Annotated in this window: 24 protein-coding genes; 14 read left to right on the forward strand and 10 right to left on the reverse strand. The window is 61.7% G+C overall.

All coding sequences use genetic code 11. The annotated features are described in order from the left end of the window. The first annotated feature begins 92 nt into the window (after positions 1-92). Both rcdA and RRH01S_RS17640 read left to right on the forward strand, forming a co-directional pair. On the forward strand, positions 93-605 hold the full coding sequence (gene rcdA / locus RRH01S_RS17635) for a protease adaptor protein RcdA (protein ID WP_007701272.1): 513 nt from the start codon (positions 93-95) through the stop codon (positions 603-605). A 108-nt stretch (positions 606-713) separates the two neighbouring features. Next, complete coding sequence (locus RRH01S_RS17640; protein ID WP_042473513.1) at positions 714-1,082, forward strand: YybH family protein; 369 nt, start codon at positions 714-716, stop codon at positions 1,080-1,082. 61 nt (positions 1,083-1,143) lie between these two features. Here RRH01S_RS17640 and rpmE read toward each other — a convergent pair whose 3' ends face one another. Further along, positions 1,144-1,365: a 50S ribosomal protein L31 gene (gene rpmE / locus RRH01S_RS17645; RefSeq protein WP_007701269.1), complete on the reverse strand. Its 222-nt coding sequence runs from the start codon at positions 1,363-1,365 to the stop codon at positions 1,144-1,146. A 174-nt stretch (positions 1,366-1,539) separates the two neighbouring features. On the opposite strand from rpmE, the gene RRH01S_RS17650 reads away from it, so the two are divergent. The 4 genes from RRH01S_RS17650 to RRH01S_RS17665 all read left to right on the forward strand — a co-directional run bounded on the left by RRH01S_RS17650 (position 1,540) and on the right by RRH01S_RS17665 (position 5,494). Continuing rightward, positions 1,540-3,360: an ABC transporter transmembrane domain-containing protein gene (locus RRH01S_RS17650; protein ID WP_374188757.1), complete on the forward strand. Its 1,821-nt coding sequence runs from the start codon at positions 1,540-1,542 to the stop codon at positions 3,358-3,360. Positions 3,361-3,468: 108 nt separating this feature from the next. Further along, positions 3,469-3,657 carry a YegP family protein gene (locus tag RRH01S_RS17655; RefSeq protein WP_007701263.1) on the forward strand — a complete coding sequence of 63 codons (189 nt, stop codon included), beginning with the start codon at positions 3,469-3,471 and terminating at the stop codon, positions 3,655-3,657. A 252-nt stretch (positions 3,658-3,909) separates the two neighbouring features. Beyond that, the gene (locus RRH01S_RS17660; protein WP_012652291.1) at positions 3,910-4,248 is read left to right on the forward strand and encodes a YciI family protein; all 339 of its coding nucleotides are present in this window, start codon (positions 3,910-3,912) and stop codon (positions 4,246-4,248) included. Between the two features lie 7 nt (positions 4,249-4,255). Next, complete coding sequence (locus RRH01S_RS17665; protein WP_042473350.1) at positions 4,256-5,494, forward strand: RNA polymerase sigma factor; 1,239 nt, start codon at positions 4,256-4,258, stop codon at positions 5,492-5,494. A gap of 43 nt (positions 5,495-5,537) precedes the next feature. Here RRH01S_RS17665 and RRH01S_RS17670 read toward each other — a convergent pair whose 3' ends face one another. The 5 genes from RRH01S_RS17670 to RRH01S_RS17690 all read right to left on the reverse strand — a co-directional run bounded on the left by RRH01S_RS17670 (position 5,538) and on the right by RRH01S_RS17690 (position 10,010). Next, a complete protein-coding gene (locus tag RRH01S_RS17670) occupies positions 5,538-6,569 on the reverse strand; it encodes a peptidoglycan -binding protein (RefSeq protein ID WP_034517588.1) in 1,032 nt (343 codons plus the stop codon). Between the two features lie 3 nt (positions 6,570-6,572). Next, positions 6,573-7,619, reverse strand: coding sequence for a hypothetical protein (locus tag RRH01S_RS17675; protein WP_007701252.1), 1,047 nt, complete (start codon positions 7,617-7,619; stop codon positions 6,573-6,575). A gap of 133 nt (positions 7,620-7,752) precedes the next feature. Beyond that, positions 7,753-8,556 (reverse strand): inositol monophosphatase family protein, encoded by an 804-nt coding sequence (locus tag RRH01S_RS17680; RefSeq protein ID WP_007701243.1) that lies wholly within the window; start codon positions 8,554-8,556, stop codon positions 7,753-7,755. Between the two features lie 225 nt (positions 8,557-8,781). Next, positions 8,782-9,429, reverse strand: a complete 648-nt coding sequence (locus tag RRH01S_RS17685; protein WP_012652294.1) for an NrsF family protein — start codon at positions 9,427-9,429, stop codon at positions 8,782-8,784. Then, positions 9,426-10,010, reverse strand: coding sequence for a sigma-70 family RNA polymerase sigma factor (locus RRH01S_RS17690; RefSeq protein ID WP_042473354.1), 585 nt, complete (start codon positions 10,008-10,010; stop codon positions 9,426-9,428). The genes RRH01S_RS17685 and RRH01S_RS17690 overlap by 4 nt, the downstream gene beginning before the upstream one ends. Positions 10,011-10,183: 173 nt before the next feature. On the opposite strand from RRH01S_RS17690, the gene RRH01S_RS17695 reads away from it, so the two are divergent. Next, entirely contained in the window at positions 10,184-10,963 is a 780-nt protein-coding gene (locus tag RRH01S_RS17695) for an alpha/beta fold hydrolase (RefSeq protein ID WP_042473356.1), read from the forward strand. A gap of 76 nt (positions 10,964-11,039) precedes the next feature. On the opposite strand, the gene RRH01S_RS17700 is transcribed toward RRH01S_RS17695, so the two are convergent. Next, on the reverse strand, positions 11,040-12,269 hold the full coding sequence (locus tag RRH01S_RS17700) for a tetratricopeptide repeat protein (protein ID WP_042473358.1): 1,230 nt from the start codon (positions 12,267-12,269) through the stop codon (positions 11,040-11,042). A gap of 9 nt (positions 12,270-12,278) precedes the next feature. Beyond that, entirely contained in the window at positions 12,279-12,932 is a 654-nt protein-coding gene (locus tag RRH01S_RS17705; protein ID WP_042473361.1) for a thiamine phosphate synthase, read from the reverse strand. A gap of 245 nt (positions 12,933-13,177) precedes the next feature. Here RRH01S_RS17705 and RRH01S_RS17710 point away from each other — a divergent pair, with 245 nt between their 5' ends. Beyond that, positions 13,178-13,438 (forward strand): ArsR/SmtB family transcription factor, encoded by a 261-nt coding sequence (locus tag RRH01S_RS17710; RefSeq protein ID WP_007701221.1) that lies wholly within the window; start codon positions 13,178-13,180, stop codon positions 13,436-13,438. A 206-nt stretch (positions 13,439-13,644) separates the two neighbouring features. Here the strand turns inward: RRH01S_RS17710 and RRH01S_RS33535 are convergent, their stop codons facing one another. After that, positions 13,645-13,818: a YdcH family protein gene (locus RRH01S_RS33535; protein WP_007701218.1), complete on the reverse strand. Its 174-nt coding sequence runs from the start codon at positions 13,816-13,818 to the stop codon at positions 13,645-13,647. A 228-nt stretch (positions 13,819-14,046) separates the two neighbouring features. Here RRH01S_RS33535 and RRH01S_RS17720 point away from each other — a divergent pair, with 228 nt between their 5' ends. The 6 genes from RRH01S_RS17720 (at position 14,047) to RRH01S_RS17745 (ending at position 17,992) form a co-directional block, all read left to right on the forward strand. Continuing rightward, the gene (locus RRH01S_RS17720; RefSeq protein ID WP_012652299.1) at positions 14,047-14,250 is read left to right on the forward strand and encodes a YdcH family protein; all 204 of its coding nucleotides are present in this window, start codon (positions 14,047-14,049) and stop codon (positions 14,248-14,250) included. A gap of 19 nt (positions 14,251-14,269) precedes the next feature. Beyond that, complete coding sequence (gene purE / locus RRH01S_RS17725) at positions 14,270-14,764, forward strand: 5-(carboxyamino)imidazole ribonucleotide mutase (protein WP_042473522.1); 495 nt, start codon at positions 14,270-14,272, stop codon at positions 14,762-14,764. Beyond that, positions 14,761-15,819, forward strand: a complete 1,059-nt coding sequence (locus RRH01S_RS17730; protein ID WP_012652301.1) for a 5-(carboxyamino)imidazole ribonucleotide synthase — start codon at positions 14,761-14,763, stop codon at positions 15,817-15,819. Before purE ends, RRH01S_RS17730 begins: the two co-directional genes overlap by 4 nt. 152 nt (positions 15,820-15,971) lie before the next feature. Beyond that, positions 15,972-16,097, forward strand: coding sequence for a type B 50S ribosomal protein L36 (ykgO, locus tag RRH01S_RS17735; RefSeq protein ID WP_003542835.1), 126 nt, complete (start codon positions 15,972-15,974; stop codon positions 16,095-16,097). Between the two features lie 124 nt (positions 16,098-16,221). Next, positions 16,222-16,851, forward strand: coding sequence for a tetratricopeptide repeat protein (locus RRH01S_RS17740; RefSeq protein WP_012652302.1), 630 nt, complete (start codon positions 16,222-16,224; stop codon positions 16,849-16,851). An 88-nt stretch (positions 16,852-16,939) separates the two neighbouring features. After that, entirely contained in the window at positions 16,940-17,992 is a 1,053-nt protein-coding gene (locus tag RRH01S_RS17745) for an alpha/beta fold hydrolase (RefSeq protein ID WP_042473370.1), read from the forward strand. On the opposite strand, the gene RRH01S_RS17750 is transcribed toward RRH01S_RS17745, so the two are convergent. Next, the gene (locus RRH01S_RS17750) at positions 17,971-18,912 is read right to left on the reverse strand and encodes a LysR substrate-binding domain-containing protein (RefSeq protein WP_034517577.1); all 942 of its coding nucleotides are present in this window, start codon (positions 18,910-18,912) and stop codon (positions 17,971-17,973) included. The genes RRH01S_RS17745 and RRH01S_RS17750 overlap by 22 nt on opposite strands. Positions 18,913-18,999: the final 87 nt, after the last annotated feature.

Here is an 18,999-nt window from a genome sequence, read left to right on the forward strand (position 1 = left end):
TCTTGAAGTCATAAGAACGGATGCCGAGAGTCCTTCTGGACTTGCCCGGTCTTTCCTGAACAAAAGTGTTGCGTGAAGCAGGGATTTCTTCGATGTCAGAACTTGGGTTGAACACGATCAGCTTTGCTGGCCATGCAGCGTCGTCGGCACAGTTCAGGATGCTGTATTCCGAGGGCATGTCGCTGGTCGAGGAAACCGCCGGCTATCTCGATGGCCAGGGCCGCACTGCCTCCAAGGTTCTGCCGCGCATGGCCTCCGTGCTCTACGCTGCCGAATCCATGCGGCTTACCACCCGTCTGATGCAGATGGCCTCCTGGCTGCTCCTGCAGCGCGCCGTCAACAATGGCGAAATGTCGCGCGATCAGGTGCTGGCCGAAAAGAACAAGGTTCGCCTCGACGGCTTCAACGTCGACCGCAACGCGCCCGGCTGGAACGACTTGCCGGAAGCCTTCCGCGACCTCGTCGAACGCTCGCTGCGCCTGCAAAACCGCGTCGCCCTGCTCGACCGCGAAATCTACCGCCCGACCGAACCCCAGATCGTTCCGGACAACCAGAACAGCGTCAAAGCGCAGCTCAGCCTGCTACAGACAGCTTTCGGGGAATAACCGAGAAGCATCATTTTGCGGACGAATTGAACCGGTCGTGCCCTGCGCGGCCGGTTTTGTTTTGCCGGAAAAAGCGATACCGTGCAACGGCGTCCTAGCGAGGTGATCATGCGTCCCGATGACCTTCTGAAGCTCTACGAGAGCAAGATCAAATCACAGCGTTTCGATGAATTGGTGCCGCTCATAGCCGACGACGCCGTATTTTGGTTCTCCGACGGCTCGAATTACGGCCTCGACGAGATCCGGGCAGCGTTCGAAAGAACCTGGGAAAAAGCTAAGGATGAAGTCTATTGGCTTGAGGATCTCAGATGGATTGCTGTTGGCGACGACGCCGCAAGCTGCATCTACACTTTTCACTGGAAAGGATTGTGGGACGGCAAAGCCTTTGAAGGCAAAGGCCGGGGGACGACGGTTCTCCAGAAAAGATCCGGCGAATGGAAAATCACCCACGAGCATCTGAGTCATTTCCCGCGTTAGCAGACAACAAAAAAGCCCGGCAAAAACCGGGCTCTTGTCAAAACGTCGGACCGCGAAGCGATTAAACGCCGAGGCTGCCGAAGCGCTTGTTGAACTTGGAAACGCGGCCGCCGCGGTCCATGAGCTGCTGATTGCCGCCAGTCCAAGCCGGATGCGACTTGCTGTCGATTTCGAGATTCATGGTGGCGCCTTCAGAACCCCAGGTCGAGCGGGTTTCGTATTCGGTGCCGTCAGTCATGACTACCTTGATGGTGTGGTAGTCGGGATGGATGTTGGCCTTCATAACAATCTTCCTGTCATGCCAGGGTCCATTTGTCGCAAGCCATTGCGGCAACCGAACCGATTGAATAAATGAAGCCGCAGTCCGATTAGGCTACGGCTTCCAATTAAGATGGCGTGCCTATACATGAAGGCGGCAAGGATAACAAGGGGCGAAAAAGCGAAGTCCCTTGCTGATATGGGGATTGGAGACGACTTGTCAGAGACTGGCCAGACAGACGACAAAAAACGCGGATCCATCCGCCCCCTCGGGCGGCTGACGCCCTATCTCAAGCGCTATCGCGGCATGGTGGCAGGCGCCCTCATTGCCCTGATCGCTGCCGCCGTCACCTCGCTCGCCCTGCCGCTTGCCGTCAGGCGCATGATCGACCATGGCTTCGATCAGGCCGACCGTGGTCTTATCGACAGCTATTTCGTCGCGATGATGCTCATGGCCGTCGTCCTCGCTGTGGCAAGCGCGATGCGCTATTATTTCGTCATCACCATCGGCGAGCGCATCGTCTCGGACATGCGCCGCGAGGTCTTTGACCACGTAACGCGGCTGTCGCCCTCCTTCTTCGACGTCAACCAGTCCGGCGAGATCGTCTCGCGGCTAACGGCCGACACGACGCAGATCAAGTCCGCCGTCGGCGCGACCGCCTCCGTGGCATTGCGCAATCTCATCCTCTGTCTCGGTGCTGTGGGGATGATGATCGTCACCAGCCCGAAACTGTCGAGCATCGTGCTCATCGCCATCCCGATCATCGTGCTGCCTCTCGTCAGCTTCGGCCGCTCGGTGCGCAAGCGCTCGCGCGCAGCGCAGGATACGCTCGCCCAAGCATCGGCCTATGCCAACGAAACCATCGCCGCCAGCCGCACCATTCAAGCCTTCAACGGCGAGACCACCGCCGCAGAGCGCTATGGCGCATCGGTCGAAGATGCCTATCAGGCAGCACGCGCCGCGATCAAATCCCGCTCGCTGCTCACCGGCTTTGCCATCACCATGATCTTCGGCAGCATCGTCGCCGTGCTCTGGGTCGGCGCCGAGAACGTGCTGGCCGGCACGATGACGGCCGGAACGCTCGGCCAGTTCCTGCTCTATTCCGTCATCGCCGGCACATCGCTCGGCTCCCTGTCCGAGGTCTGGGGCGAACTGTCGCAAGCAGCTGGCGCTGCCGACCGCCTGGGCGAGCTTCTGGCGGAAGTATCGCCGATTGCCGCTCCCTCCGATCCCCTGCCCTTGCCCCAGCCGCCGCAAGGCCGGGTGGACTTCTCGGACGTGCATTTCTCCTATCCGTCGCGGCCTGGCAGGTCGGCGCTGCATGGTCTGTCGCTGTCCGTCAAGCCAGGCGAGACGGTCGCGATCGTCGGCCCTTCAGGGGCCGGTAAGAGCACGATCTTCTCGCTGCTCCTGCGCTTTTACGATCCGCAACAGGGCAGCGTCGCCATCGACGGCATCGACGCCCGCCGTGCCTCCCCGGACGACTTGCGCGACCGCATCGCCATCGTGCCGCAAGACACGACGATCTTCGCCGCCTCGATCCATGACAATATCGCCTTTGGCCGACCCGGCGCGTCGCGCGACGAAGTGCGCGCCGCAGCGATCGCCGCCCAGGCGGATGAGTTCATTCTGCGCCTGGATCAAAGTTACGACACGCAAGTGGGCGAACGCGGCATTACCCTTTCCGGCGGCCAGCGCCAACGCGTCGCCATTGCCCGCGCCATCCTGAAGAATGCGCCGATCCTGCTGCTCGACGAAGCGACATCGGCGCTCGACGCCGAAAGCGAGACGCTGGTGCAGAAGGCGCTCGACGGCCTGATGGAAACGCGCACCACCCTCGTGATTGCCCATCGCCTGGCGACCGTGCTCAAGGCCGACCGCATTCTGGTGCTCGATCAGGGCCGCATTGTCGAGGAGGGCACGCACCAGAGCCTCATCCATCACGGCGGCATCTACGCCAAGCTGGCGCGGCTGCAATTCGATGCCGGCGTCGAAGATCGCATGCTCGTTGTGAAGTAACGACAGATTGATCAAGTCATTACGAATGCAACAGGTGGAAATGGCTTTGAAGTTGCGCTAGATTTCCGGTGTTATCTCGCACTGATGCGATTCTAGGAGACGGGAACGATGTATAAATTTGAAGTCTACAAGGATAAGGCTGGCGAATTCCGATTCCGGTTCAAGGCCTCGAACGGCGAAACCATGTTTGGCTCCGAAGGCTACAAGGCGAAGGCTTCGGCCCTGCACGCCATTGAATCCATCAAGGCCCATGTTGGCGCCGCCGTCATCGACGACCAGACCACCGCCACCGCTTAAGACTTCACGTCGAGCGTCTGCTACAACAGCCTTCTACGGCCGGCCGCCTTTGGGTGTGCCGGCCGTTTTTGTTTGACCGCCGGAAAACTTCGAAAGTTTCGTTGCACTCTGTCGAAATCGGCCCGGCTCGCGGCTCATTGTATCGGAGCGGCCTGAAGCCGCTTCACCGGCGGCGTTGCGCATTTTGAGATTTGCTTCTTAGATGCGGCATCCGGCCCGGAAAACCGTCAACACAGCGAGCAGGAGTTTCCCATGCAATACGCCTTGATCATCCGAGAATCGGCCGAGGACTTTAAGCGGCGCGAGGATCCCGCCTACAGGAACGGCTGGATCGCCTATACGCAGGCGCTCGTCCAGGCCGGCATCATGACCGGTGGCGCCGGACTGACCGCGCCGGAAACAGCAACGATCGTCCGACTCCGTGGTGACGATCACCATGTCCAGGACGGCCCCTTTCCGGACGGCAAGGAGCAGCTCGGCGGCTTCTACCTGATCGACGTGCCGGATCTCGATGCTGCCCTGGAATGGGCCATGCGCGTGCCGGTTTCCCCGCAGGGCTCCGTCGAGATACGGCCGCGCCTATTGGTATGAGACAGCAATGAGTCTCCAGGCCGGGCGCGCTGCCGAGCGGGTGGCGCGCCAATCCTACGGCAAGCTGATCGCTTTTCTCGCGGCACGCTCAGGTGATGTGCCGTCGGCGGAGGATGCGCTCTCCGAGGCTCTGACTGCCGCGCTGAACAGTTGGCCGGAGCGGGGTATCCCGGATAATCCCGAAGCCTGGCTGCTGGTCGCCGCGCGGCGTAACCTTTATCGCGCGGCAAGGCATGCGAAAGTCAAAGTTGCCGCTCGCGATACGATCGCCGCAGCATTCGAGGAGGCGGAGGAACGCATGAATGCGGATGGCCCAACCTTCCCCGATGAGCGGCTGAAGCTGTTGTTCACCTGCACCCACCCCGCCATCGACCGCTTGGCGCACACCCCGCTAATGCTGCAGACAGTCCTCGGCATCGACGCCAAAACCATCGCGCGGGCCTTTATCGTCTCACCCGAAACCATGAGCCAGCGGCTGGTGCGGGCAAAGGCCAAGATCCGCGAAGCGCACATTCCTTTCAGCGTTCCCGATCGCTCCATGCTGCCGGGACGACTGTCGGGTGTGCTCTCGGCGATCTATGCCGCTTACGGCCTCGGCTGGGACGGGCTTGACGGCGAAGACGGCAAGCGTAGCTCGCTGGCGGACGAGGCCATCTGGCTCGGCCGCGCCCTGCTCGCCATCCTGCCGGAGGAGCCGGAGGCAGCCGGTCTGCTGTCCCTGATGCTCTATTGTGAAGCCCGGCGCAACGCTCGCCGCGATGCCGAAGGCTGCTATGTACCGCTCGACGAACAGGACACCACACGCTGGAACGCCATCATGGTCGCCGAAGCCGACAATCTGCTGCGGCAGGCAGGCGCTGTCGACCGTTTCGGCCCGTTCCAGTGCCAGGCGGCAATCCAGTCCGTCCACGCCCAACGCCGCCGCTCCGGCGTTACCGACTGGGCGGCGCTCGCAATGCTTTATGACGCGCTCGTTCAGATGACACCAACCGCCGGCGCCCACGTCAGCCGAGCCGCCGTCATCGGCCGGGCACAAGGCGCAACCGCGGGATTGCATCATCTGAACCAGATGGTCGATCGCGATATCACCAGCTACCAACCCTATTGGGCCGTCCGCGCACATCTGTTGGCAGAGGCGGGGGATACGGAAGGTGCCGCCACGGCCTATCGGACAGCGATCGGTCTCAGCGACAGCGAAGCTGTTCGCGAATTTCTTTCAGAGCGGCTAGTTGCTCTCAAGAGATAATGACGTTGAGCATGCACCTTCTCCATGCCCCGGCAGGAGCCTCTCACTTCTCCGTCAGCTTCAGCTCAATACGCCGGTTGGTGGCGCGAGCCTCCGGCGTGTCGCCCGGCGCAATCGGCTGAAACTCGCCGAAGCCTGCTGCAACGAGCCGGTCTGCGGGAACGCCCTGGGCAATCAGGAACTTGACGACGGCGATGGCGCGGGCCGACGACAGCGCCCAGTTATCCGGATAGCGGCCATTGCCCGAGAGCGGCACATTGTCTGTATGTCCGTCGACGCGTAGCACCCAGTTGATCTCCGGAGGAATTTCCTTGGAAAGGTCGATCAGCGCGGCGGCGAGCTTGGCCATCTCCGTCTGGCCGGCCGGATTGAGATCAGCAGCCCCCGAGGGGAACAGGACTTCGGACTGGAAGACGAAACGGTCGCCGACGATGCGGATATTGTCGCGGTCCGAGAGGATTTCTCGCAGACGCCCGAAGAAGTCGGAGCGATAGCGATTGAGTTCCTGCACGCGCTGCGCCAGCGCCACATTCAGCCGTCGGCCAAGGTCAGCGATCTTCACCTGCGACGACTGATCCTTGCTCTCCGACGCCTGCAGAGCGGCCTCGACAGCGGCAATCTGGCTGCGAAGGGCAGCAATCTGCTGATTGAGGAGTTCGACCTGGCTGAGCGCCCGAGCGCTTGCTTGCTTCTGTTCGTCAAGCTCCTGCGTCAGCGTACCGACCTGCTGCTGCGCGGCTTGCCCATTGCCCGAACCGGCGGTGAGCAAGGCCTGCAGGCGCGAACGTTCATTCTCCGCCATCGACAGCGACGCTTGCAGATTGGCGACAGAATCCTCGAGATCCTGCTTGCCGTTCTTCTCCAGCGCCAGTTGCTCCACCAGATCGTTGATGCGGCTGTTGAGGCGATTGAGAGCCTCGTCCCGGCCGGTAATCTCACGGCTCAGAATGAACTGGCCGAGGACAAACACCGTCAGCAGGAACATGATCGCCATCAACAGCGTGGACAACGCATCGACGAAGCCTGGCCAATAATCGACCGTTCGCTGATGGCGGCGGTTTCGCGCGAGCGCCATGGCTTACTTGCTCCCGGTCTTCTCGGTATGGCTGATGCGGTCGGCAAGACGATCGAGCGTTCGACGCATCGACTTCGCCTCCTCCTGCTGCGCCTCGATCCAGTCGCGAAGCATCTGCTGCTCGTTGCGCATATTCTTGACCAGGCCCTGAATGCCTTCTGCGAGGTTCGCCATCGCCGTCACCGAACGCTGGCCGCCACCCTCGTCGGCGATCTTGCGCAGGTAGTCCGACAGCGCACGCACATCCTCCGACGATGCACCACTGGTGCCGTCGATGACCGGACCGAGATCGGAACCGACATCCGTCACCGAGGAAAGCCAGTTTTCCAGCTCCGTATAAAAACGGTTCTGCGCACGGCCAGCCTGCAGGTCGAGAAACCCGAGGATCAGCGAGCCGGAAAGACCGAGAAGCGATGAGGAGAACGCCGTGCCCATGCCGACCAGTGGACCGGAAAGGCCGGATTTCAGAGAACCGAGAATGTCGCTGCTGTCGCCCGAACCGACATCGAGGCTCTGGATAACGTCGTTGATCGAGCCGATCGTACCGATCAGGCCCCAGAAAGTGCCGAGCAGGCCGAGGAAGACCAGCAAGCCGATGAGATAGCGCGAGGTGTCGCGCGACTCGTCGAGGCGGGTGGCGATGGAATCGAGGATCGAGCGCAGCGTCGCCGTTGAAAGCTGCATGCCGCGGCGGTTGCCGATCAGCGCCCGCATCGGCGCCAGGAGCCGGGGATTGCGGCCGACCTTGTCGGCGGCATTGCCGACGGCGCGGAAATGATTGAACCAGCGAACTTCCGGCCGCAGCATCAGCACATGGTTGAAGACCAGCAGGATGCCGACGGCGAGAACGCCGAGGATCAGCCCGTTGAGGCCGGGATTGTGCATGAAGGCGACTTGAGCCTGGCGAAACAGGATCGCCACGATAAAGCCGACGATGACCAGGAAGAGGATCATCGTCCAGAAGAAGGCCATTGGGCTGGAGAGCTTGTACGTATATCCGCCCGACGCATTGTCGGTCGACCCCAGATCCCCCAGGTTCACATTTTCCATCGCACACTCAGCCTCCGGAGTTTCCGCAGGCGGAGACTAGAGCAACATTGAGCCGAATTGAAGAGACGGACATCACAAAACGACCTGTTGGCAACAGGCAGTTTTGCCACAGGCGATTGGGCTAGGGTCGACCTTATTTCGTTGGGATCGGCCGCTTGACGACCTCGGCGAGCGCCTTGTGAATATGCTCGTTGCCGCAGATGATCGAGCTTGTGGCGAGCATGTCGTTGCCACCGTCGAAATCCGACACGAAACCACCGGCTTCGCGTACCAGCAGAATGCCGGCTGCCATGTCCCAGGGCGACAGGCCCACTTCCCAGAAACCGTCGAAACGGCCGGCGGCGACATAGGCGAGATCGAGGGCTGCCGAGCCGACGCGGCGAACGCCAGCGACTTCGCCCATGACATGGCGCAGCTCGACGAGGAACTTGCCGTGATTGCCACGGCCAAGATGCGGAACGCCGCAGCCGATGACGCAATCCGACAGCACGCGGCGCGAAGCGACGCGCAGGCGGCGGTCATTGAGGAAGGCGCCACCGCCGCGCTCGGCGGTGTAGAGCTCGTCGGTTGCCGGATTGAAGACGACACCGCCGACGATCTCGCCGTTGCGCTCGAGCGCGATCGATACGGAGAACATCGGAATGCCGTGCAGGAAGTTGGTCGTGCCGTCGAGCGGATCGACGATCCAGCGATGTGCGCCGTCGGTGCCCTTGATCTCCTCATCGGCTTCTTCGCCGAGGAAGCCATAGGTGGGGCGGGCCTTCAGCAGCTCGTCGCGGATGATCTTCTGCGCCTTCAGATCGGCCTGGCTGACGAAATCGCCCGGTCCCTTCACCGAAACCTGCAGGTTCTGCACTTCGCCGAAATCGCGGCTGAGCGACTTGCCTGCCTTGAGGGCAGCCTGAACCATGACATTGAGAAGAGCAGAACGGGCCATCGGTTTTCCTTGGGTAATATAGAAGGCACTGACCGGACCCGAAGAAGGCCCCGGCGGAGCGGGATCGGCAGCGCAATAAAGATTGGCGGCCTCAAGACCACAAAATCGGGGGAATTTCAAGTGCTGAAGCGTGGCAGGGGGCGCGCTGGTGGTTCGAGGCTTCGCCCTATGGGCCGCGCACCTCACCATGAGGGCGGGTGGTGAGGTGCGAAATCCAGGCGGATATCACCAAGCCAGCGCGCGCTTGCCGACAAAGGCGCCTAAGCCCATCACGATCACGATCGAGACGCTGTACCAGACCGCCACGAACAACCCGCCGTCATTCTTGCAGACGAAAGCATAGGCAGCAGCCCCGAGGGCGCCCGCAAGAATACCGGCCGCAGCACCGGCCATCGCCGGTCGGGTGGTAACGCCCGTCCGCAGCGCCGCGATAATCAGCACAAGCGGCGCAAGCGAAAGCAGGACCATGGCGGTCAGGCAGCTCGGAACGGAGACGCCGGACCGGCCCATCAGCGGAAAGCCCGAAGCATCCGAGGCGGCACCGATCAGCAACAGCGCCAGTCCCGGCAACAGCATGGCAAGCGAGAATGCTGCGGAGCCCGGCTTGCCGGCATGACGCACGGCCAGAATGCCACCTCCGGCCAGCATCAGCATGCTGATGATCTTGTGATGGAATGGCGCGCTCCGCAACGTCGCCTGGAGTTCGGGCTGAAAGCCGAAAGTGGCGAAGACCAGGACAATCGCGCAGGCAAGCGAAAGGATCGTTGCAAGCAGCAAAGTGCGTTCAAAGGAAAGAGTGGAGCGCCGCTGCCCTGCCCCGGCCTCGCCCGCCAGATTTCGGATCACGAGGTCCGTATCACCCGCCGTCTTCATATCTTGCCCTTGCTTGGTTTGGGTGGAGCAACGCCGGCCACCGAGGCCAGGCGTTGCAATGCCCGGTGCAGCGTCACTCGCACAGCACCTTCGCTGGTCTGGAGCTTCTCGGCCGTCTCGCGCACCGATGCACCCTCGATCGTCAGCGCCTGGACGACAGTGCGCTGACCGAGGGAGAGGCCGCTCAAATGATGGTCGAGATCGACGAGCGCCCGGTCGGCATCTTCGCACGGCGCTTCGACCACATTGGACCATTCCTCCAGCGTCAGGTCGCTGCGATACCGCGCCTCGCGGCGACGGCGGCGCATCGCGTCGGACAGCTTGTAACGCGCAATGGCATAGAACCACGGCAGAAAGGCACGATCCGCGTCCCATCGATGCCGCATCGTATGCAGGCCGATCAATATTTCCTGAACGATATCTTCCGTCTCATGCGCGCTCATGCCGAGCCGCGACAATCGTCCGCGAACCAATATGCGCAGCGATTTCGCGACGTCGCCCAGCAGCCATTCATAGGCAGCAGCGTCGCCCCGCCGCTCGGCCTTCATGGCATTGGCCCAAATTTGTTCGCGCGATTCCATAACTACCTATTCGCCGCGAAAGCGCGTTTGTTACAGCTCAACTCGGATTTTTTATCGCGACATACCAAACGCCAACACGTTTCCGTGATGATGTTGCGCCGCACCCGAGCCGGGCGAATTGAGTTTGAGGAGCGTGAAGCATCCTCCCCAGACTCAACCAAGGAAATCGATCGATGAAAACGATACAAAGGCTTGCCATTGCCGCAGCCGCATTATTGGCTGCCTTCGCAGCGCAACCGACCTTCGCCGCAACCACGCCGACACTCAAGGCGCACAACGTTGTCCTCGTCCATGGCGCCTATGCGGATGGATCGAGCTGGTCCGAGGTGATCCCGATCCTCCAGCGCACCGGCCTGCATGTCACTTCGGTGCAGAACCCGCTGACGTCCTTCGCCGATGATGTTGCCGCCACCAATCGGGTTCTGGCGCTGCAGGACGGCCCGACCGTGCTCGTTGGCCATTCCTATGCAGGCATGGTCATCAGCGAGACCGGCGTCGACCCGAAGGTCAGCGCCCTCGTCTATGTTGCCGCCCGCGCACCGGACGCCGGCGAAGACTATGCCGCCCTCGCCGCCAAATTCCCTGCTCCGCCCGCAAACAAGGGGCTCGTCCATTCCGGCGGCTTCGCTCAACTCAACGAGGACGCTTTCGTCCATGACTTCGCCGGCGACCTGAACCCCACCAAGGCCCGGGCGCTCTACGCGGTGCAGGGGCGGATCTCCGATACGCTGTTCGCCTCGCGCACCACGCAGGCCGCCTGGAAGACCAAGCCGAGCTGGTACGCCATCTCCAAGAACGACCGCACGACATCGCCCGAGCTGGAACACTTTCTCGCCAAGCGCATGAATGCGACCACCGTCGAACTTAACTCCAGCCACGTCTCACTGATTTCCCACCCGCGTGAAATCGCCAACATGATTCTTGCCGCCGCAGGCTACCCCGTGGGGAAGTAGCCGGCGCCGATCATCGGATGCATTTTCGGGATGGATTGGACGATCTGTCTCGGAAAACCGCAACACACCGGGCTTGTTACCGCGCCCGGCGGAACTTGTTGGCCGCGTCGATCGCGGCCTTCTGCTGATAATCCTCGATGCCCTGGTAGAAATCCTCAAGCTCCGGATCCTTCAGGCCGGCCCGGCGGGAAATGACATACCATGTGGCCGCCGCCACCGGATCCTGCTTCGTGCCGAGCGCATTGATATAGAGATGCGCCAGCTTGTTCTGGGCGACGACATTGCCGCGATAGGCGGCAACCCGCATCCAGTTGAAACCGTTTTCCAGGTCCTGCTTGCCACCGGTGCCGTTGATCAGCCAGACGCCCATGTCGAGCTGCGCGGTGTCAAAGCCGGCATTGGCGGCACGCGACAGCCATTCTCGGGCGCGTGCTTTCTTTTCCGGAGGCAGGTCGGGCATATTGAGATAGAGCTGTGAGATGGCATATTGCGCGTCGGCAATGCCTTGCTCGGCGGCCTTCTCATAATAGGGAAGAGCCATTTGCAGGCCCTTGAGACCGGGATTTTCGGCCGTCAGCAGCTGTCCCAAGTTGAATTCGGCGGATGCCTGGCCGGCATCGGCCGCCTTCCTCATCCATTCGTCCGCCCTCTTCCGGTCGCGCGGCACGTCACGCCCTTCTATCAGGACGAGAGCATATTTGAACATTGCGGTGGCGTCACCGCCCTCGGCTGCCTTGCCATACCAGAAGGCAGCATCCTTGGTGTCGCGCTTGACGCCGAGACCTTGGCTCATCAATTCCGCAAGCAGGGTCTGCGCGGCTGGATCGCCGAGCTGCGCCCGCGGCAGGGCTTTCTGGAACGCGGTCAGATAGTAGCCGCGCTGGAATGCACCATAGGCTTCGTCGACCTTGCCCTTGAAGGGCTTTTCCTTTGGCAGGTCGGGCAGATTCGCGCCCATGCGCTCGAAGACCCCGACACCTTCGGACGGCTTGACATTATCGGCCTTCGGCTCCGCGCCAGGCTGGATCTTCTCGGTCTTGAAGGTGTTCGTGCCCGCATCCAGAGGACGCGTCACGACGCTTTCGCCGCGCGTCGAGGCATCGTCCGGCGGCACGTCAGTATCGTCGGCAAGCCCGCCTTCGGCAGGTTTGGCATTCTGGTCCGGGTTATCCGGCTGCGCGGTGATGCCGGGCAGCGCCGTATCGCCCTTGCTCGACTGCGCCACCGCCAGCAGCGGCAATGCCGTCAGCCCGACGGCGAGAGCGGCAAGAAAGGAACGGTGACTGAATCGAGGCGTAAACGACATGGTTTGCTATCAATCTTCAAACCGTGGCGCTTTTTCGTCGAGAAGTGCATTCACTTCCGCGACGATGGAAGCGGCAGCCGCGGGATCGGCAAAAACTGCCGTGCGCAGCGCCACGAATTCAGCACCCGACAAAGCCACCTCCAGCGCCGATTCCGGATCGGTGCCACCCATGACGATGCAGGGGATAGCGATCATCGAGGCCCACCATTCGCCGAGCGCCACATTTTTCGGATGCGCCTCCGGCTTGATATCGCCGTCGAGCTTGCCGAAGAAAATATAGTCGGGCCGCAATTCGCCGATCTCCAGCGCATGGTGCCTGTCGGTGGCATTGCCGCCACCGACGATCAGCTTCGGCACATGTTTTTCCACCGCCTCGGTGAATTCGGCAAGATTGCCGGTGATGTGCAGGCCGTCGGCCTTGGCGCGGCCGGCCACGCGGCTGTCGCCGGCGATCAGTGCTGCGGCACCCGCCTCCTGCACCAGAGGCACCAGCTTTTCCGCGTGCTTCTGGAAAGTGCTGTCATCGAGCCCGTATTGCGGGAGAATGACCGAGGCCACGTCCCCGCCCCTCAACGCATCGGCCACCACCTTCGCCTGCTCATCGACATCGGCAATATCGGGAACGATGAGAACGAGGCGGCAGCGATCTTCGGGCACGGTCATTGTGAATTTCCATATTTACGGGTTCATTCGTCAGGGATGGCGCACCCGTTCGATGCTTGTGAGTAAATCCGTTAGGACGGTCTGACAAGGGGCAGGTCGGCGAAACCGCTCCACACCATGAACACCATATCTCTTACGAGGACCCTGCGGAACCTTCCGGCTGGGATGTCGGAAACAAAGCGCAATCCGTCATTGCATTGCACAATTGACTTGCCGCCCCCCTAGGTTTGACGTAGCTTTTTGCCATGTCGACCATGGACCCCTTCGCTGCCATCGCGGATCCGAACCGGCGCTACCTGCTGGAAGAGCTGCGGCGCGCTCCAAAAACGGTCAACGAACTGGCGCGGGGCCTCCCCATCAGCCGCCCTGCCGTGTCGCAACATCTCAAGGCGCTGCTCGACAGCAATCTCGTTTCCGTCACATCCGAAGGCACGAAACGCATCTACGCGGTCAACGGCCCCGGTTTCGACAAGCTCAATTTGTGGCTGGATCAGTTCTGGGCCTGAGAGCGGCCCTTGGCGCCTTGTGGCGAATTCCCGGTATTTCACAGACAAATTGCGCCAGCTTCCACTCGTAACGTGTTGAAGCCGGCGCATCGATTTTAGCTGGAATGGTCACCACCTGCGACCGGGGAACTCTCCCCGGGGCCTTTTGGCCGGCCTGTCCTCCCAGGCCGTAATCGGTGGTTTTGTCCCTTATAAAGAACGTCGCGTCAGTGAACTGACGATTTCAGACGGTGAATTTCATCCTTGAGGCGCAACTTCCGGCGCTTGATGTCGGCTATTTCGGTATCATTGATAGAGGGAGATGTCAGTGCAGAATGCAGCGCCTCCTCGAGAGCGACATGTTTCTTTTCGAGCGATTCAAGATGTGCTTGAACAGTCATATGACCCTTCCTTCCTCTTACGATCCCCGGCTATCCGTCGCCAGAGCTCTAGGTGTCAACCCTACCACTGTGACATAATATTGAACCCTTGTCGAAGGCGAAAACGTGGCCTTTGGGCGACAAATTCATGATGCTGGATAACTTCCCGTCCCCGCCATTTGGTGATAGGAGCTTGCGGAATTCATGAGGCGGAACGAACGCGATTCCGCAAGCATTGGGGAAATAAGCATGGCCGATCAGGAACAGGCGGAAATCAGACTGATCGTGGCGCGGTTGCGCCAGGAGCATGAGGATTACGACGCCGCGATCAATGCCATGATCCAGACGGGCTGCGAGGCCCTCCGCATCCAGCGCATGAAAAAGAAGAAGCTCGTCATCAAGGACAGGCTGACCAAGCTGGAAGACCAGATCATCCCCGACATTATCGCCTGAGGAGCAAGACGCGCCGATGATGACAGAAAGACCGCCCGTTGCCATTATCATGGGCAGCCAGTCCGACTGGGAAACCATGAAGAGCGCCGCGGATACGCTGGAAGCGCTGGAGATCACCTATGATGCGCGCATCATTTCCGCGCACCGCACGCCGGACCGGCTGATGAGCTTCGCCAAGGGTGCGCGCGACGAGGGCTTCAAGGTCATCATCGCCGGCGCCGGCGGCGCTGCCCACCTTCCGGGCATGGCCGCCTCGATGACGCCGCTGCCGGTCTTCGGCGTGCCGGTGCAATCGCGCGCGCTGTCCGGACAGGACAGTCTTCTTTCCATTGTGCAGATGCCGGCCGGTATTCCCGTCGGCACATTGGCGATCGGCAAGGCCGGCGCCATCAATGCCGCCCTTTTGGCCGCCGCTGTGCTCGCACTTGGCGACGAAGAGATCGCCGACAGGCTCGACGAATGGCGCGCCCGGCAGAGTGCTGCGGTTGCCGAATATCCGATGGACGACCTATGACTGCAAAAACGATCGGCATCATCGGCGGCGGCCAACTCGGCCGCATGCTGGCCATGGCCGCGGCCCGGCTGAATTTTCAGACCCTTATCCTGGAGCCGCAGGCCGATTGTCCGGCAGCCCAAGTGGCAAACGAGCAGATCATCGCCGCCTATGACGATCCGGCGGCCCTTGCCGAACTGGCGAAGCGCTGCGACGTCGTCACCTATGAATTCGAAAACGTGCCGGTCGTTGCCGCCGAAAGGCTGGCCAAGGATGTCGCCGTCTATCCGCCGCCAAAGGCGCTGGAAATGGCGCAGGACCGGCTGACCGAAAAGCGCTTCATCAACGATTGTGGCATTCCGACCGCTCGCTTCCACGCCGTCGACAGCCAGGCCGATCTCGAAGCCGCCCTTGCCGATTTCGGCGGACAGGGCGTGCTGAAGACCCGTCGCCTCGGCTATGACGGCAAGGGCCAGCGTGTCTACCGCTCGTCCGCCGACAGCGCCGAAGGCGGTTATACAGCCCTCGGCAATGTGCCGCTGATCCTCGAAAGCTTCGTGTCCTTCGAGCGGGAGATTTCCATTATCGCGGCCCGCGGCCTGGACGGCGCAATCGCCTGCTATGATCCGGCGGAAAACATCCACCGCAACGGCATCCTCCACACCTCCACCCTGCCCGCGAGCATTTCCGCCGAGACGGCGGCAGCAGCCCGGGAGGCTGCGGAGAAGATCCTAACCGCGCTCGGCTATGTCGGCGTCATCGGCATCGAGTTCTTCGCGCTTGCTGACGGCAGCCTGATCGCCAATGAAATGGCCCCGCGCGTGCACAATTCCGGCCACTGGACGGAGGCTGCCTGCGTCGTCTCGCAGTTCGAGCAGCATATCCGCGCCGTCGCCGGCCTGCCGCTCGGCAATCCCGTCCGCCATTCCGACTGCGTGATGCAGAATCTGATCGGCGACGACATCCTCTCGGTCCCCGATTGGCTGCGCCGTGACGATGTGCTAGTGCATCTCTACGGCAAGACAGAGTCGCGTCCCGGCCGCAAAATGGGCCACGTCACGCAGCTTCGCCGCTAACAGTACAGGGAAAAAGCCCTGACGTGGTTGACAGGGCCCAGGCGACGAGGTATTTGCTCCCCACCCTAAAGAGCGCGCCCTGAGCGCGCTTTTGATTGTTAAAAGATACGGGCGAATGTGACATTCCCCCTCAGAGATCGCGGATCAGAAAAATGAAGATCAAGAATTCGCTCAAGTCGCTCAAGGCGCGTCACCGTGACAACCGTCTGGTTCGCCGCAAGGGCCGCATGTACATCATCAACAAGCTGAACCCGCGCTTCAAGGCTCGTCAGGGCTGATTTTGCGTGGAGCCCGGTTTGAGAACCGGGCCGGCCGTCCGACGGTCGGATTATGATCTCGCATCATAATCGTTCGGGATGATCACATCAAAATTGTTTTGATCTTCGACATTGGCGGGCTACTATGCCCGCCATGCGCGTTTTTGCTTTGTCATATCCGGCCCTGCCGATTCTCCTTGCCCTGACCGCCGTCGCACCGCATGTCGCGATGGCCGATGATTCTGGTATCGTTGAGAAAAAAGATCCCGGCACCGCTGCCGCGAGCCTGTCGCCGAAGCAGCAGGTCGACAATCTCTTCACAGCTCTGAAGCGCCAGCGCGATCCCGATCAGGCTAACCTGATTGCCGACCAGATCCGCGTGGAATTGAGTGATTCCGGCAGCGCCACCATCAATCTCCTGATGCAATGGGCCGACAAGGCCATCCAGGAAAAGCGCAATGCGGCGGCCATGGATTTTCTCGACCAGGTCATTTCGCTGAAGCCGGACTATGTCGAGGGCTGGAATCGGCGCGCAACGCTGAATTACGCCATCGGCGACTATCGCAAGTCGATGGAGGACATCAATCAGGTCTTGCGGATAGAGCCGCGCCATTTCGGCGCGCTCGGCGGCATGGCCGCAATCCTGAGCGAGACCGGCAAGGACGAGATGGCGCTGAAGGCCTGGGAACGCTTCCTTGAGGTCTATCCCGCGAATCGCGCCGCTCAGGAGCAAGTGAACACGCTCTCGGAAAAAATCGCCGGGAGCCGTACTTGAGATTTATCAACAACGGGCAAGCCTGCGACGGACGAGAGGTCATAAACGTCGGATAGGCTGACGGCCCCAATAGCTGCATCATACCGCAATGATCAATGTGCTGTTTTACGCCCTTGTTTTCATTCTGATCGCCGCCGCCGGTTTCTCGGCCTTCAAGACGCGCGCCATAGAGCAAGCCCATCCCAATATCGGCGAGTTGACCGATATCGGCGATCTCCGCATCAATGCCCTGCATCTACCGCGCCCGGCCACAGCCGACCTGCCGCCCCTGATCTTCATCCATGGTGCCAGCGGCAATCTGCGCGACCAGTTCGAAGCCTTTGCCGGCCCGCTTGCAGGCCGTGCCGAAATGCTGTTCGTCGACCGCCCCGGCCACGGCTATTCCGAACGCGGCGGCCCGGAAAACGCCCTACCTTCCGGTCAGGCCGACGCAATCGATCGATTGATGGAGAAGCTGGGCATCGCAAAGGCCATCATCATCGGCCATTCCTTCGGCGGTGCGATCGCCGCCTCCTTCGGCGTTCGCCACCCCGACAAAACTGCCGGCCTGCTCTTCCTCGCACCGGCGACGCATCCCTGGCCCGGCGGCATCGACTGGTACTATACGCTTGCCGCCATGCCGGTCCTCGGCTGGCTCTTCTCGCATCTGCTGGTGATACCGATGGGTCTGCGGCGGGTGGAAAGTGGCACGCGCAATATCTTCCGCCCCAACGAACGCCCGACCGACTACGTCGAAAAGACCGCCCCGGCGCTGGTGTTGCGGCCAAAGACCTTCCGCAACAACGCGGTCGATGTCGTCAACCTCTTTGCCTATGTTTCAGCTCTGGCGCCCCGCTATCGCGAGATCAAGGCGCCGACCGTCATCATCACCGGAGATAGCGACGATATCGTCATGGAGGAGTTGCATTCGCGCGGCCTGGCACGCGACATTCCCGGCGCAGAACTCGTCACCATCCGCAATCTCGGTCACAAGCCGGACTATGTGGCAACCGATGTCGCCATCGCCGCGATGGAACGCCTCGCGGGCGCATCACGCGACCTCCAGTCACTCGCCCGACAGGCGGAAGCGCGCATCGCCAACCTGAAGCCACAGCCGGCGACCGAAATCGCCGCGCCGTCTCAGGCAGTCTCGACCTCGTAATCCGGCTTGTCAGCAAAGACCCGCCCCTGCGGCATGGTCTCCACCGTCTGGCGCACCGCTTGCAGCATGATCGAAGCCAGCCGTTCCGTCGCCGGGCTCGCCTCCGCCTCGGCGCGATGCAGCACGAGATCGAGCTTCGGCAATGGCGGCAGGCCGGCTTCGCCTGCCATTAGCGGCCGCACCTTGTCCGGCAGGCCCAGCGGCGTACGCACCGTCACGCCCAGGCCCGCCGCCGTCGCGGCCCAGAGACCGCCAAGGCTCGGGCTGACAAAGGAAATCCGCCAGCCAATGCCGGCGCGATCCAGCACCTTCGTCGCAATCGACCGCAGCAGGCACGGCGCCTCCAGCGATGCCAGCGGCAGCGGCTCGCCTCCCGCGGCGCGCCAACGGATGGCCCCCTCAGCCGGCCCGACCCAGCACATCGGCACTTCGGCGATCCGTTCGCTGTGGGCGGTGCGAAATCCGTCGCTCCAGGCAAGCGCCAGATCGAGTTTGCCGGATGTTACCCGGTCGACCAGCTCCGCATTGCGAACCACGCGCGCCTCGATGCGGACCTTCGGATGGGCACGGGCAAAGCGCCCCAGCACCTCCGGTAGCAGCGTCTCGCCGAAATCCTCCTGCAGGCCAAGCCGCACCCAACCCTCCAAATCCCCGCCATGGATCGCGGTCGCGGCCTCGTCGTTGAGATCGAGCAATCGCCGCGCATAGGCGAGCATGGTCTCACCGGCCTCGGTCAGTGCCAGCCCGCGCCCGGCCTTGCGGAAGATCGGCGTGCCCGCCTGCTCCTCCAGCTTCTTCAGCTGTGCGCTGACAGCCGATGTCGAACGCCCGAGCCGGTCGGCCGCCTTGGCGAAGCTGCCAAGCTCCATGCCGGTGACGAAACTGCGCAGGACGTCGAGATCGAAGATGATTTTCCGCACGGCCAATCGTCCATATTTTTGGGACTATACGTCCAATATTTTCTGATTTTCAGCACGATTATCCCGTGACATGGTGAACTCGTCAAG

Source organism: Rhizobium rhizogenes NBRC 13257, from assembly GCF_000696095.1.
In the GTDB taxonomy this organism is placed as follows: Bacteria; Pseudomonadota; Alphaproteobacteria; order Rhizobiales; family Rhizobiaceae; genus Rhizobium; species Rhizobium rhizogenes.